At 70.5% G+C, this 13,337-nt stretch carries 12 protein-coding genes and 1 riboswitch; of the genes, 9 read left to right on the top strand and 3 right to left on the bottom strand.

What is annotated here, in order from left to right; all coding sequences use genetic code 11:
* Positions 1 to 2: 2 nt before the first annotated feature.
* Entirely contained in the window at positions 3 to 971 is a 969-nt protein-coding gene (locus NX794_RS28385; protein WP_258782087.1) for a diacylglycerol/lipid kinase family protein, read from the top strand.
* A 320-nt stretch (positions 972 to 1,291) separates the two neighbouring features.
* Positions 1,292 to 1,549 (top strand): WhiB family transcriptional regulator, encoded by a 258-nt coding sequence (locus tag NX794_RS28380; protein ID WP_003992873.1) that lies wholly within the window; start codon positions 1,292 to 1,294, stop codon positions 1,547 to 1,549.
* Positions 1,550 to 1,755: 206 nt separating this feature from the next.
* On the opposite strand, the gene NX794_RS28375 is transcribed toward NX794_RS28380, so the two are convergent.
* Positions 1,756 to 3,222: a sensor histidine kinase gene (locus NX794_RS28375; protein ID WP_258782109.1), complete on the bottom strand. Its 1,467-nt coding sequence runs from the start codon at positions 3,220 to 3,222 to the stop codon at positions 1,756 to 1,758.
* A 395-nt stretch (positions 3,223 to 3,617) separates the two neighbouring features.
* Entirely contained in the window at positions 3,618 to 4,247 is a 630-nt protein-coding gene (locus NX794_RS28370) for a TetR/AcrR family transcriptional regulator (RefSeq protein WP_258782084.1), read from the bottom strand.
* Positions 4,248 to 4,416: 169 nt separating this feature from the next.
* Here NX794_RS28370 and nagB point away from each other — a divergent pair, with 169 nt between their 5' ends.
* From nagB to NX794_RS28340, 6 genes are all read left to right on the top strand, one after another.
* Complete coding sequence (nagB, locus tag NX794_RS28365) at positions 4,417 to 5,202, top strand: glucosamine-6-phosphate deaminase (protein WP_258782083.1); 786 nt, start codon at positions 4,417 to 4,419, stop codon at positions 5,200 to 5,202.
* A gap of 187 nt (positions 5,203 to 5,389) precedes the next feature.
* Positions 5,390 to 6,154 carry a GntR family transcriptional regulator gene (locus NX794_RS28360; protein ID WP_258782082.1) on the top strand — a complete coding sequence of 255 codons (765 nt, stop codon included), beginning with the start codon at positions 5,390 to 5,392 and terminating at the stop codon, positions 6,152 to 6,154.
* A 103-nt stretch (positions 6,155 to 6,257) separates the two neighbouring features.
* Complete coding sequence (locus NX794_RS28355; RefSeq protein WP_258782081.1) at positions 6,258 to 6,524, top strand: DUF3311 domain-containing protein; 267 nt, start codon at positions 6,258 to 6,260, stop codon at positions 6,522 to 6,524.
* On the top strand, positions 6,521 to 8,131 hold the full coding sequence (mctP, locus tag NX794_RS28350) for a monocarboxylate uptake permease MctP (protein WP_258782079.1): 1,611 nt from the start codon (positions 6,521 to 6,523) through the stop codon (positions 8,129 to 8,131). Before NX794_RS28355 ends, mctP begins: the two co-directional genes overlap by 4 nt.
* A 286-nt stretch (positions 8,132 to 8,417) precedes the next feature.
* Positions 8,418 to 8,517: riboswitch (adenosylcobalamin-variant (AdoCbl-variant) riboswitch) on the top strand.
* A gap of 143 nt (positions 8,518 to 8,660) precedes the next feature.
* Positions 8,661 to 11,024 carry a ribonucleoside-diphosphate reductase subunit alpha gene (locus tag NX794_RS28345; RefSeq protein ID WP_258782078.1) on the top strand — a complete coding sequence of 788 codons (2,364 nt, stop codon included), beginning with the start codon at positions 8,661 to 8,663 and terminating at the stop codon, positions 11,022 to 11,024.
* Positions 11,024 to 12,037 carry a ribonucleotide-diphosphate reductase subunit beta gene (locus NX794_RS28340; RefSeq protein ID WP_258782077.1) on the top strand — a complete coding sequence of 338 codons (1,014 nt, stop codon included), beginning with the start codon at positions 11,024 to 11,026 and terminating at the stop codon, positions 12,035 to 12,037. Before NX794_RS28345 ends, NX794_RS28340 begins: the two co-directional genes overlap by 1 nt.
* Positions 12,038 to 12,048: 11 nt before the next feature.
* Here the strand turns inward: NX794_RS28340 and NX794_RS28335 are convergent, their stop codons facing one another.
* Positions 12,049 to 12,264, bottom strand: coding sequence for a hypothetical protein (locus tag NX794_RS28335; protein WP_258782076.1), 216 nt, complete (start codon positions 12,262 to 12,264; stop codon positions 12,049 to 12,051).
* A 93-nt stretch (positions 12,265 to 12,357) separates the two neighbouring features.
* Here NX794_RS28335 and NX794_RS28330 point away from each other — a divergent pair, with 93 nt between their 5' ends.
* Entirely contained in the window at positions 12,358 to 13,320 is a 963-nt protein-coding gene (locus NX794_RS28330; RefSeq protein ID WP_258782075.1) for a GlxA family transcriptional regulator, read from the top strand.
* Positions 13,321 to 13,337 lie beyond the last annotated feature (17 nt).

Below are 13,337 nucleotides of genomic sequence, written 5' to 3'. Positions count from 1 at the left end.
GCATGCGTGCACTTCTCGTGGTCAATCCGGCGGCTACCACCACAAGCGCACGCAGGCGTGACGTTCTGATCCACGCACTGGCCAGCGAGATGAAGCTGGAGGCCGTCACCACCGAGTACCGCGGCCACGCCCGCGACCTGGGCCGGCAGGCGGCGGAGAGCGACGACATCGACCTGGTGGTGGCGCTCGGCGGCGACGGCACGGTCAACGAGGTGGTCAACGGACTGCTGCACACCGGGCCCGACCCGGAGCGGCTGCCCGGGCTGGCCGTCGTACCGGGCGGATCCACCAACGTGTTCGCGCGCGCCCTGGGGCTGCCCAACGACCCGGTCGAGGCGACCGGCGCCCTGCTGGACGCGCTGCGTGAGCGCCGGGAGCGGGTGATCGGCCTGGGGCTGACCTCGGGTACACCCGGCACCGAGGACGAGGCGGTGCCGGACCGCTGGTTCACCTTCAACGCCGGGCTCGGGTTCGACGCCGGGGTGGTGGGGCGGGTCGAGCAGCAGCGGGAGCGGGGCAAGAAGTCGACGCACGCGCTCTACGTGCGCCAGGTGGTCCGGCAGTTCCTGGGCGAGCCGCATCGCCGGCACGGCACGATCACGCTGGAGCGGGCCGGCGAGGAACCGGTCGGGGATCTGGTCGTCGCCATAGTCTCGAACACGTCCCCGTGGACGTATCTCGGCAATCGCCCGATGTACACGTCACCTAAGGCCTCGTTCGATACCGGTATCGATGTGCTCGGTCTCAGCCGCCTCTCGACGGCCGCCGTTGCCCGGTATGGCACCCAGTTGCTCACTTCGTCCCCCGAGCGGGGACCCCATGGCAGGCACGCCCTCTCGCTGCACGATCTGGACCGCTTCACCTTGCATTCGAAGGTGCCTCTGCCCCTCCAGATGGACGGTGACCACCTGGGGCTGCGAACCAGCGTGACGTTCACAGGCGTACGCCGTGCACTGCGTGTGATTGTGTGAGCGGAAGACGCAAAAGTCCTTTCACTCGAACGTTTAGGCCAGGATCCACCCCATGGAAGTACGGCTGTGACCTAGTCGACACCGAGGAATCAAAAAAAACTTTCCGGAAGGGGTTGTATCCGCCGCTGAGGTTTGCGAGTCTCTACGTGGCGATCGGGACGGCCCGCAGGAACGGCCTCCACTGATCACCGGAACCCCTCCTCAAACTCAGGACCCCGCCGGGGAAGACGCGGCGGCTGGCCCTTCACTTGTTGAGGGATTCGTGAAAGCGTTCACATTCACAAGCAACTTGCACGTAATACCAAGGAGAGGTAGCAGCCATGGACTGGCGTCACAACGCCGTTTGCCGCGAGGAAGACCCCGAGCTCTTCTTCCCCATCGGCAACACCGGTCCTGCGCTGCTGCAGATCGAGGAAGCCAAGGCCGTCTGCCGTCGCTGCCCGGTTATCGAGCAGTGCCTGCAGTGGGCGCTTGAGTCCGGTCAGGACTCCGGCGTCTGGGGTGGTCTCAGCGAGGACGAGCGCCGTGCCATGAAGCGCCGCGCCGCCCGCAACCGGGCTCGTCAGGCCTCCGCCTGACACTCCCACCCCTGCTGACAGCCTGAGCTTGGCGGCGCGTGCAGCACGCACGCATCTCCCGCCCCCGAGCCGCAGCGCGCAGTATCCCCCGATGCCGCTAGCAGAGCAGCAACGAGCACGAGCCTCGGACCGAAAACGGTCCGGGGCTTTCTGCTGTCCCGAGCGCGGCCAGATTCCTCAACCTCCGGCCGGCCTGGCCCCGTCGGCTACTTCTGTGCCCGCACCGGAAGGTCCAGGACGACCCGGGTTCCCCGCTCCGGGGCCGGGACCATGTCGAAGGTGCCGCCCAACTCGCCCTCCACCAGGGTGCGGACGATCTGGAGGCCGAGGTTGCCCGAGCGGTGCGGGTCGAACCCCTCCGGCAGACCGACCCCGTCGTCCTGGACGGTGACCAGCAGCCGGGCCTCCTTGCTGGTGCCGCCCCGGACCGCGGAGACCTCGACCGTGCCTGTGTCGCCCTGCCGGAAACCGTGTTCGAGGGCGTTCTGGAGCACCTCGGTGAGGACCATCGACAGCGGGGTCGCCACCTCGGCGTCGAGTATCCCGAACCGTCCGGTGCGCCGGCCGGTCACCTTTCCGGGTGAGATCTCGGCGACCATCGCCAGCACCCGGTCGGCGATGTCGTCGAACTCCACCCGCTCGTCCAGGTTCTGGGACAGCGTCTCGTGCACGATGGCGATGGAGCCGACCCGGCGCACCGCCTCCTCCAGGGCCTCCCGGCCGCGGTCGGACTCGATACGGCGGGCCTGAAGGCGCAGCAGGGCGGCGACCGTCTGGAGGTTGTTCTTCACCCGGTGGTGGATCTCCCGGATGGTCGCGTCCTTGGTGATCAACTCGCGTTCGCGACGGCGCAGTTCGGTGACGTCCCGGCACAGCACCAGCGAACCGATGCGGGTGCCCTTGGGCTTGAGCGGGATGGCCCGGAACTGGATCACCCCGTCGTGGGCCTCGATCTCGAACTCGCGCGGGGCCCAGCCGCTGGCCGACTTGGCGAGCGCCTCATCCACCGGGCCCCTGGTCGGGGCGAGTTCGGCGGTGGTGTGCCCGAGGTGGTGGCCGACCAGGTCGGCGGCGAGGCCGAGCCGGTGGTAGGCGGACAGCGCGTTCGGGGAGGCGTACTGGACGGTGCCGTCCGCGTCCAGCCGGATCAGTCCGTCCCCGACCCGGGGCGAGGCGTCCATGTCGACCTGCTGGCCGGGGAAGGGGAAGGCGCCGGCCGCGATCATCTGCGCGAGGTCGGAGGCGCTCTGGAGGTAGGTCAGCTCCAGGCGGCTCGGGGTGCGCACGGTGAGCAGGTTGGTGTTGCGGGCGATCACGCCGAGGACGCGGCCGTCGCGCCGTACCGGGATGGACTCGACCCGTACGGGGACCTCTTCACGCCACTCCGGGTCGCCCTCGCGCACGATCCGGCCCTCGTCCAGCGCCGCGTCCAGCATGGGGCGCCGGCCGCGCGGGACCAGGTGGCCGACCATGTCGTCCTGGTAGGAGGTGGGGCCGGTGTTGGGGCGCATCTGGGCGACCGAGACGTACCGGGTGCCGTCCCGGGTGGGGACCCACAGGACCAGGTCGGCGAAGGAGAGGTCGGAGAGCAGTTGCCACTCCGAGACCAGCAGGTGGAGCCATTCGAGATCGGAGTCGTCGAGGGCCGTGTGCTGGCGTACGAGTTCGTTCATGGAGGGCACGTGTGCGAGCGTACCCGGCGGTCTGTCGGTGGCCGAAAAACACCCGCGGGCCGCGGCGCCTGGAAGGGACCCTCAACCCTCCCGGCACCGCAGCCCGGAGCATCATCGGCCGCGGGGTGTGCGGTCCCGGCCGGCCGAAGGCCGAGGAGCCGGGGCAGTCAGGGCAGAGAGCACCGGTTCCTCGATCCGCCTTCCTGTGCGGGGAAGACGGAGGCTTGTTTCACCTTGTTCGCTTGGATCTGTTCACTTGAATCCGTTCACCTGGATTGTGGACTAGACCACGCGGGCGTGTCCATGGTCGGTACGGGGTCCGCCCGGAGCCCGTCCGGGGCGCGCCGCTGGGGCGCACCGCGGCACGCGATGCCCCGCAGCCTAGCCCGCCGGGCTCAGTCGTGGGGCCAGACGGCCATGGCAATCCCGGCGACCGCCTCCAGTTCCGCCCGGCTCGCGCCGTCGCGGGCCTGCTGGGACATGCCCTGGACGACCGCGCCGAAGTGGCGGGCGAGGGCGTCCGGGTCGGTGGCCGCCGGGAGCCGGCCGGCCGCGTGGTCGGCGCGCAGGTGCCCGGCGAGGGCGGCGATGGTGGCGTTGCGCCGCGCGCGCAGCAGGGCCTCCACCTCGGGGCTGGTGCAGTTGGTCGCGGCGTGCACGACCAGGCAGCCGTGCGGGTGGCCGGGGTCGGTGTACTCGGCGGCGGCCTCGCGCAGGGTGCGGGCGACGGCGGCGCGGGCGGTGGACTCCTCGGCGAAGGCACGCTCGGCGAAGGCGCCGTGCGTGCCGAGGTAGACCCGGACGACCTCCTCGAACAGGGTGCGCTTGTCCCCGAAGGCGGCGTACAGGCTGGGGGCGCCGATGCCCATGAGCCGGGTGAGGTCGGCGACCGAGGTGGCCTCGTAGCCGTGCTCCCAGAAGGCCAGGAGGGCCTTCTCCAGGGCGGCGGCGCGGTCGAAGGAGCGCGGCCGGCCGCGTGTCCTGCCCGGGCCGGCCGGCGCTGTCGTCTCCCGCGCGTTCACCATGGAGGGAATTCTATAGCGCCTCCTAGGAAATGCTTCCGGCCGGTACGGAGCTGCCGGTGTGAGGCGGCCGGAATCCGCGGTGGGACGGGCGCTCTCGAACCCCGGTTCTGTTAGATTGGTCTAAACCACACAGAGACGCACGAGCCCACTTCAGAACGGCAGGCCCAGCGTGGAAGTTGTCATCGTTCCGGACGCGGCGGCGGGCGGCGAGCTGATCGCCGAGGCCATGGCGCAGCTGCTGCGACGCAAGCCCGACGCCCTGCTCGGCGTGGCCACCGGCTCCACCCCGCTGCCCATCTACCAGGCGCTCACCGCCAAGGTGCACTCCGGCGCCGTGGACGCCTCGCGGGCCCGGATCGCCCAGCTCGACGAGTACGTGGGGCTGCCCGCCGAGCACCCCGAGTCCTACCGCTCGGTGCTGCGCCGCGAGGTGCTCGAACCGCTCGGCGTCGGCATGGACGCGTTCCTCGGCCCGGACGGCACGGCCGAGGACATACAGGCGGCGTGCGCGGCGTACGACCGGGCGCTCGCCGAGGCCGGCGGCGTCGACCTCCAGCTGCTCGGCATCGGCACCGACGGGCACATCGGGTTCAACGAGCCGTGCTCCTCGCTCGCCTCGCGCACCCGGATCAAGACCCTCACCGAGCAGACCCGTGTCGACAACGCGCGCTTCTTCGAGGGGGAGATCGAGCAGGTCCCGCACCATGTGATCACCCAGGGCATCGGCACCATCCTGGAGGCCCGGCACCTGGTGCTGCTGGCCACCGGGGAGGGCAAGGCGGACGCGGTCGCGGCGACCGTGGAGGGCCCGGTCGCGGCAGTCTGCCCGGCCTCGGCGCTCCAGCTGCACCCGCACGCCACGGTGGTCGTGGACGAGGCGGCGGCCGCCAAGCTCAAGCTCGCCGACTACTTCCGGCACACCTACGCCGACAAGCCCGGCTGGCAGGGCATCTGAGGACGGCACCGGTACCGGCACCCGGCGTTGGACTAGACCAACAGCGGGTACGCCGGTATACAGAGGGGATCACGGAGCATGCGGGTGGGCCGCGGGTGGACTCCTGACCCACGCGGCCGTGCCACGATGTGAGCCGCGGCCGATGCGAGGTCGGCCGCTTCGGCATCCGGAGCCGGGAAGGCAGAGCATGAGCACCGACGTCAGCAGTGCGGAGAACGAGGCCGGCACCGCCGTCCGTACCGCGCGCGTGCCGAAGTACTACCGTCTGAAGAAGCACCTGCTCGACATGACGGAGACGCAGGCGCCCGGCACCCCGGTCCCGCCCGAGCGGACGCTCGCCGCCGAGTTCGACACCTCCCGCACCACCGTCCGCCAGGCCCTCCAGGAGCTGGTGGTCGAGGGCCGCCTCGAACGCATCCAGGGCAAGGGCACCTTCGTCGCCAAGCCCAAGGTCTCCCAGGCGCTCCAGCTCACCTCCTACACCGAGGACATGCGCGCCCAGGGCCTGGAGCCGACCTCGCAGCTGCTCGACATCGGGTACGTCACCGCCGACGACCGGCTCGCCGAGCTGCTCGACATCACGGCCGGCGGGCGCGTGCTGCGCATCGAGCGGCTGCGCATGGCCAACGCCGAGCCCATGGCGATAGAGACCACCCACCTGTCCGCCAAGCGCTTCCCGGCGCTGCGCCGCTCGCTGGTGAAGTACACCTCGCTCTACACCGCGCTCGCCGAGGTCTACGACGTCCACCTCGCCGAGGCCGAGGAGACCATCGAGACCTCCCTGGCCACCCCGCGCGAGGCCGGTCTGCTCGGCACCGACGTGGGTCTGCCGATGCTGATGCTCTCCCGGCACTCCCTGGACCGCGAGGGGCGGCCGGTGGAGTGGGTGCGCTCGGTGTACCGGGGCGACCGGTACAAGTTCGTGGCCCGGCTGAAGCGCCCGCAGGACTGACATCGCCGTACCGATATCCGGACGAGGTCTTCCCGCACCCTGACACCGTCACCTAGATTGCCTGCGCGTTACCAGGTGATCAGCGAGGGGACGGAGCCACCGCATGTCCGAAACACCACCCGAAGTGAGACCACCGGTGGTCACGCCGGTGCGCGTCGTCATCGGCCTCTGTCTCGTCGCGCCCTTCGTGGCGATGCTGTGGGTCGGCTCCTTCGCCAAGACGGACCCGGCGTTCATCGGGATCCCGTTCTTCTACTGGTACCAGATGGCCTGGGTGCTGATCTCCACCGCGCTCACCGTGCTGGCCTACCGGCTGTGGCAGCGTGACCAGCGCGGCCGCGCGGTGCGGGGCGGGGGTGCGGCGAAGTGAAGGACGGTGTGAACGGCGTCGCGCTCGGCGTCTTCGTCTTCTTCTTCCTGGCCGTCACGGTCCTGGGCTTCCTGGCCGCGCGCTGGCGCCGGGCCGAGAACGAGCACTCGCTCGACGAGTGGGGGCTGGGCGGCCGGTCGTTCGGCACCTGGATCACCTGGTTCCTGCTCGGCGGCGACCTGTACACGGCGTACACCTTCGTCGCCGTGCCGGCGGCGATCTACGCGGCGGGCGCGTCCGGGTTCTTCGCGGTGCCGTACACGATCCTGGTGTACCCGCTGATCTTCACGTTCCTGCCGCGCCTGTGGTCGGTCTCGCACCGGCACGGATACGTCACGACGTCGGACTTCGTGCGCGGCCGGTTCGGCTCCAAGGGGCTGTCGCTGGCGGTGGCGGTGACCGGCATCCTCGCGACGATGCCGTACATCGCGCTGCAACTCGTCGGCATCCAGGCCGTACTGGACGTGATGGGCGTCGGCGGCGGCGAGAACACCAACTGGTTCGTGAAGGACCTGCCGCTGCTGATCGCGTTCGGCGTGCTGGCCGCGTACACGTACTCCTCGGGGCTGCGCGCCCCCGCGCTGATCGCGTTCGTCAAGGACACGCTGATCTACATCGTCATCGCGGTGGCGATCATCTACATCCCGGTCAAGCTGGGCGGGTTCGACGACATCTTCGCCAAGGCGGGCGAGAAGTTCACGGCCACCGGCGCGGGCGGCCTGGTCCCGGCGCCGGCCGGCCAGTGGACGTACGCCACGCTGGCCCTCGGCTCGGCGCTGGCGCTGTTCATGTACCCGCACTCGATCACCGCGACGCTGTCCTCGAAGAGCCGTGAGGTGATCCGGCGCAACACCACGATCCTGCCGCTCTACTCGCTCATGCTGGGCCTGCTGGCGCTGCTGGGCTTCATGGCGATCGCGGCCGGGGTGAAGGTCACCAACGGACAGCTGGCCATCCCGCAGCTGTTCGAGGACATGTTCCCGGACTGGTTCGCGGGCGTGGCCTTCGCGGCGATCGGCATCGGGGCGCTGGTCCCGGCGGCGATCATGTCCATCGCGGCGGCGAACCTGTTCACGCGCAACATCTACAAGGACTTCATCAGGCCGAACGCCACGCCGAAGCAGGAGGCCCAGGTCTCCAAGATCGTGTCGCTGCTGGTGAAGGTGGGCGCGCTGGCCTTCGTCCTCACCATGGACAAGACGGTCGCCATCAACTTCCAGCTGCTCGGCGGTATCTGGATCCTGCAGACCTTCCCGGCCCTGGTCGGCGGCCTGTTCACGCGCTGGTTCCACCGCTGGGCGCTGCTGGCCGGCTGGGCGGTCGGCATGGTGTACGGCACGCTCGCCGCGTACGGCGTCGCCTCCCCGACCCAGCGGCACTTCGGCGGCTCGGCCAAGGAGATCCCGGGCATCGGCGAGATCGGCTACATCGGTCTGACGGCGTTCGTCCTGAACGTGGTGGTGACGGTGGTCCTCACGTTCGTCCTCAAGGCCCTCAAGGCCCCCGAGGGCATCGACGAGACCCACCCCGGCGACTACACGGCGGACGCGGGCGACCCCGGGGTCGAGGTGGAGCTGCCACCGGCCACGGCGGGCACCTCGCACTAGGTCCAGCGGGACGGTCAACGGAAGCGGGTCGCCGGTCAGTCACGGCGGCCCGCTTCCGTGTGAGGCGCCCGGGGGAGCGGCCAGGCGTCCGCTCAGGGCGTTCGCGCGGGGTCCGGCACCTCCCCGGGCGCTCCGGCGCCGAGCGCGCCCCGGAGCCGTACCGGAGGGCTTTTCCGGGGCGCCCGGAGATCACTCTCCTCACCCGGCGGCTGACCCTCTGGAGCCGTCGCGACACAACATCTGGGGGTGTCACCTCGGCCCGGCACTAGATGTATGCTCATGCTCGCTGTCGCCGCAGGGGAATCCGGTGCGAATCCGGAACTGTCCCGCAACGGTGTACTTGTGCGTATCCGCGTACGAGCGTCAGTCCGAACGCCTGCCGACAGCGGCGCGCCCGGCCATCCGGCCCGGGTGCCCTGAGACGTCCGGGCCTCGTGGAGTGGGCCGGTGGACGCGACGCCGTGTGCGCTCGTGGCTGCCGCCCCCTGCTCTCCGCCAGGCCCCCGTGCCGAGCGAGGGAGAGCCCCACGTGACCATCGCGCCAGCCGACCCGGCTTCAGTCACCGAGCTGAAGACCGACGGTCCCGGTGCCGCGCTGCTGCGGACCCTGACCGAGCTGACCGCCGACCTCCCCGACGCCGACCCCGGCCGGGTCGCCGCCGCCGCGCTGCGCGGCCGGTCCGCGCGGGCCGACGAGGCGGAGTTGCGCGAGCTGGCCACGGAGGCCGCCGCCGGGCTCATCTCCGAGGACCCCGCCTACTCGCGGCTGGCCGCCCGGCTGCTGACGCTCTCGATCCGGGACGAGGCCGCCTCGCAGGGCGTGACGACGTTCGCCGAGTCCGTCGCCGTGGGGCACCGCGAGGGGCTGATCGCCGACCGCACCGCCGAGTTCGCCCGGCTGCACGCCGTACGCCTGGACGCGCTGGTCGACCCGGCCGCCGACGACCGCTTCGGCTACTTCGGCCTGCGCACCCTGCACAGCCGCTACCTGCTGCGCCACCCGCTCACCCGCAAGGTCGTCGAGACCCCCCAGCACTTCATGCTCCGGGTCGCCGCCGGCCTCGCCGAGGACGACTCCGCCCGCGCGGTGGACGAGGTCGCCGCGCTCTACGGGCTCATGAGCCGGCTCGACTACCTGCCGTCCTCCCCCACGCTCTTCAACTCCGGCACCCGGCACCCCCAGATGTCGTCCTGCTACCTCCTCGACTCCCCGCTGGACGAGCTGGACTCCCTCTACGACCGCTACCACCAGGTCGCCCGGCTTTCCAAGCACGCCGGCGGCATCGGTCTGTCGTACTCCCGCATCCGCAGCCGGGGTTCGCTGATCCGGGGCACCAACGGGCACTCCAACGGCATCGTCCCGTTCCTGAAGACGCTCGACGCCTCGGTGGCCGCCGTCAACCAGGGCGGGCGGCGCAAGGGCGCGGCGGCGGTGTACCTGGAGACCTGGCACTCCGACATCGAGGAGTTCCTGGAGCTGCGGGACAACACCGGTGAGGACGCCCGCCGTACGCACAACCTGAACCTCGCGCACTGGATCCCGGACGAGTTCATGCGCCGGGTCAACGCCGACGCCGAGTGGTCGCTGTTCTCCCCGGCGGACGTGCCGGAGCTGGTGGACCTGTGGGGCGCGGAGTTCGACGCCGCCTACCGGAAGGCCGAGGCCGCGGGGCTGGCCAGGAAGACGATCCCCGCCCGGGAGCTGTACGGCCGGATGATGCGCACGCTCGCGCAGACCGGCAACGGCTGGATGACCTTCAAGGACGCCGCCAACCGCACCGCCAACCAGACGGCGCTGCCGGGCCACGTCGTGCACTCCTCCAACCTCTGCACCGAGATCCTGGAGGTCACCGACGACGGCGAGACGGCGGTCTGCAACCTGGGCTCGGTCAACCTGGGCGCGTTCGTCACCGGCGGCGGCATCGACTGGGAGCGGCTGGACGAGACGGTCCGCACGGCCGTCACCTTCCTCGACCGGGTCGTGGACATCAACTTCTACCCGACCGAGCAGGCGGGCCGCTCCAACGCCAGGTGGCGCCCGGTCGGCCTCGGCGCGATGGGCCTCCAGGACGTCTTCTTCAAGCTGCGGCTGCCCTTCGACTCCCCCGAGGCCAAGGCCCTGTCCACCCGGATCGCCGAGCGGATCATGCTCGCCGCGTACGAGGCGTCCGTCGGCCTCGCCGAGCGCAACGGCCCGCTGCCGGCCTGGGAGAAGACCCGTACCGCCCAGGGCGTGCTGCACCCCGACCACTACGACGTCGAGCTGAACTGGCCCGAGCGCTGGGCGGCGCTGCGCGAGCGGATCGCGCGCACCGGCATGCGCAACTCGCTGCTGCTCGCCATCGCGCCGACGGCCACCATCGCCTCCATCGCCGGTGTGTACGAGTGCATCGAGCCGCAGGTCTCCAACCTGTTCAAGCGCGAGACGCTGTCCGGCGAGTTCCTCCAGGTCAACTCCTACCTGGTGCAGGACCTGAAGGACCTGGGCGTGTGGGATGCCCGCACCCGGGAGGCGCTGCGCGAGTCCAACGGCTCGGTGCAGGAGTTCGGGTGGATCCCCGCCGAGGTGCGGGCGCTGTACCGCACGGCGTGGGAGATCCCGCAGCGCGGCCTGATCGACATGGCGGCGGCCCGGACGCCGTTCCTGGACCAGGCGCAGTCCCTGAACCTGTTCCTGGAGACGCCGACCATCGGCAAGCTCTCCTCGATGTACGCGTACGCCTGGAAGTCGGGCCTGAAGACGACGTACTACCTGCGCTCGCGCCCCGCGACGCGCATCGCCCGCGCCGCCCAGGCGCAGGCCCGGACGGCCATCCCCGTCCAGCAGGCCGCCGACCCCGAGGCGATCGCCTGCTCCCTGGAAAACCCCGAGTCCTGCGAGGCCTGCCAGTGATGACCACCCGTAACCAGAACCTCCTCGACCCGGGCTTCGAGCTGACCCTGCGCCCCATGCGCTACCCGGACTTCTACGAGCGCTACCGGGACGCCATCAAGAACACCTGGACCGTGGAGGAGGTCGACCTCCACTCCGACGTCTCCGACCTGGCGAAGCTGAGCCCGGCCGAGCAGCACCTGATCGGCCGGCTGGTGGCCTTCTTCGCGACCGGTGACTCGATCGTCGCGAACAACCTGGTGCTGACGCTGTACAAGCACATCAACTCCCCCGAGGCGCGGCTGTATCTGAGCCGTCAGCTGTTCGAGGAGGCCGTGCACGTCCAGTTCTACCTGACGCTGCTGGACACCTACCTGCCCGATCCGGACGACCGGGCGGCGGCCTTCGCGGCGGTGGAGAACATCCCGTCGATCCGCGAGAAGGCCGAGTTCTGCTTCAAGTGGATCGACTCGGTCGACAACCTGGACCGGCTGGAGTCCCAGGCCGACCGCCGCCGCTTCCTGCTGAACCTGATCTGCTTCGCCGCGTGCATCGAGGGCCTGTTCTTCTACGGCGCCTTCGCGTACGTCTACTGGCTCCGCAGCCGGGGTCTGCTGCACGGTCTCGCCACCGGCACCAACTGGGTGTTCCGGGACGAGACGATGCACATGTCCTTCGCCTTCGACGTGGTCGACACCGTCCGCAAGGAGGAGCCGGAGCTGTTCGACGACGCGCTCCAGCAGCAGGTCACCGACATGCTCCGGGAGGCCGTCGAGGCCGAGCTGCAGTTCGCCCGCGACCTGTGCGGCGACGGTCTGCCCGGCATGAACACCGACTCCATGCGCCAGTACCTGGAGTGCGTCGCCGACCAGCGCCTGACCCGCCTGGGCTTCGCGCCGGTCTACGGCTCGGAGAACCCCTTCTCCTTCATGGAGCTGCAGGGCGTCCAGGAACTGACCAACTTCTTCGAGCGCCGCCCGTCGGCCTACCAGGTCGCCGTGGAGGGCAAGGTCGACCTGGACGAGGACTTCTGAGCGGAGTCCGGTCAGGCCGTGCGGGTCGCGCCCTGGCGGGTGCGGGTGTCGGCCTTGCGGGGAGCCGGCCGGCGGGTGGCGGGGGTGCGGGACTGCTGCGCCTCGCGGATCTGGCGGTCCATGCGCCGGTCGCGGAGGATGCCGAGGACCGACGGGAGGATCATCACGACCAGGATCCCGAGGGTGAGGGTCATTCCGATGAGGCCTTCGATCTGGTTTCCGTTCATGACACCACTGTCGCGCCGGTCGCCCCGGTCCGGGAGTGGCAGGACTGCCGGGGACCCTCGAATTACTGCCAGTCGCGAGGCACACTGGGCAGCATGCTGAAGAACGTGGCCGCAGTGCTGCTGGACGGAGTGCACCCCTTCGAGCTGGGCGTCGTGTGCGAGGTGTTCGGCATAGACCGCAGCGAGGAGGGGCTGCCGGTGTACGACTTCGCGGTGGTGTCGGCCGAGGGGCCCTGCCTCAGCACCCACTGCGGGTTCACGGTGTCGACCCCGCACGGTCTGGAGCGGCTGGAGGACGCCGATCTGATCGCCATCCCGGCCGGTGAGACCTACGCGCACCGGGAGTACCCGGAAGAGCTGCTGGACGCGCTACGGCGGGCCGTGGACCGGGGCGCCCGGGTGCTCAGCGTCTGCTCAGGGGTGTTCGTGCTGGCCGCCGCCGGGCTGCTGGACGGCCGCCGGTGCGCGGTGCACTGGCACCACGCCGAGTCGCTGGCCCGGCGCTATCCGAGGCTGAGCGTCGAGCCGGACGTGCTGTACGTGGACGAGGACCCGGTGATCACCTCGGCCGGCACCGCCGCCGGCATCGACGCCTGTCTGCACCTGGTGCGCAAGGAGCAGGGCCCCGAGGTCGCCAACAAGATCGCCCGCCGGATGGTGGTGCCCCCGCACCGGGACGGCGGACAGGCGCAGTACATCGAGCGCCCGCTGCCGAAGGCCACCTGCGACACCGTCGGGGAGGTGCTGGCCTGGATGGAGGCCCACCTCGACCAAGAGGTGACGGTCGAACAGCTCGCCGCCCGCGCCCACATGTCACCGCGCACCTTCGCGCGCCGCTTCCAGCAGGAGACCGGCACCACCCCCTACCGCTGGATCCTGCGGCAACGGGTGCTGCTGGCACAGGAGTTGCTGGAGGGCACGGACGAGACGATGGACGCGATCGCCTGGCGCACCGGCTTCGGTACCGCCGCCGCGCTGCGGCACCAGTTCACCAAGGCGCTCGGCACCAGCCCGAACGCCTACCGGCGCGCGTTCCGGGGCCCGGAGGCCGCCTGACCGCGCGCCGGTGCGGT

It is taken from the genome of Streptomyces pyxinicus (genome assembly GCF_024753135.1).
Lineage (GTDB): Bacteria > Actinomycetota > Actinomycetes > Streptomycetales > Streptomycetaceae > Streptomyces > Streptomyces pyxinicus.
Note: the sequence above shows the minus strand (reverse complement) of the source record. Positions and strands in the feature narration are given on the sequence as shown.

Coding starts and splice junctions, on each gene's coding strand:
- NX794_RS28385 (WP_258782087.1), top strand. CDS start 3: ATGCGTGCACTTCTCGTGGTCAATCCGGCGGCTACCACCACAAGCGCA.
- NX794_RS28380 (WP_003992873.1), top strand. CDS start 1,292: ATGGACTGGCGTCACAACGCCGTTTGCCGCGAGGAAGACCCCGAGCTC.
- NX794_RS28375 (WP_258782109.1), bottom strand. CDS start 3,222: ATGAACGAACTCGTACGCCAGCACACGGCCCTCGACGACTCCGATCTC.
- NX794_RS28370 (WP_258782084.1), bottom strand. CDS start 4,247: ATGGTGAACGCGCGGGAGACGACAGCGCCGGCCGGCCCGGGCAGGACA.
- NX794_RS28360 (WP_258782082.1), top strand. CDS start 5,390: ATGAGCACCGACGTCAGCAGTGCGGAGAACGAGGCCGGCACCGCCGTC.
- NX794_RS28355 (WP_258782081.1), top strand. CDS start 6,258: ATGTCCGAAACACCACCCGAAGTGAGACCACCGGTGGTCACGCCGGTG.
- NX794_RS28340 (WP_258782077.1), top strand. CDS start 11,024: ATGACCACCCGTAACCAGAACCTCCTCGACCCGGGCTTCGAGCTGACC.
- NX794_RS28335 (WP_258782076.1), bottom strand. CDS start 12,264: ATGAACGGAAACCAGATCGAAGGCCTCATCGGAATGACCCTCACCCTC.
- NX794_RS28330 (WP_258782075.1), top strand. CDS start 12,358: ATGCTGAAGAACGTGGCCGCAGTGCTGCTGGACGGAGTGCACCCCTTC.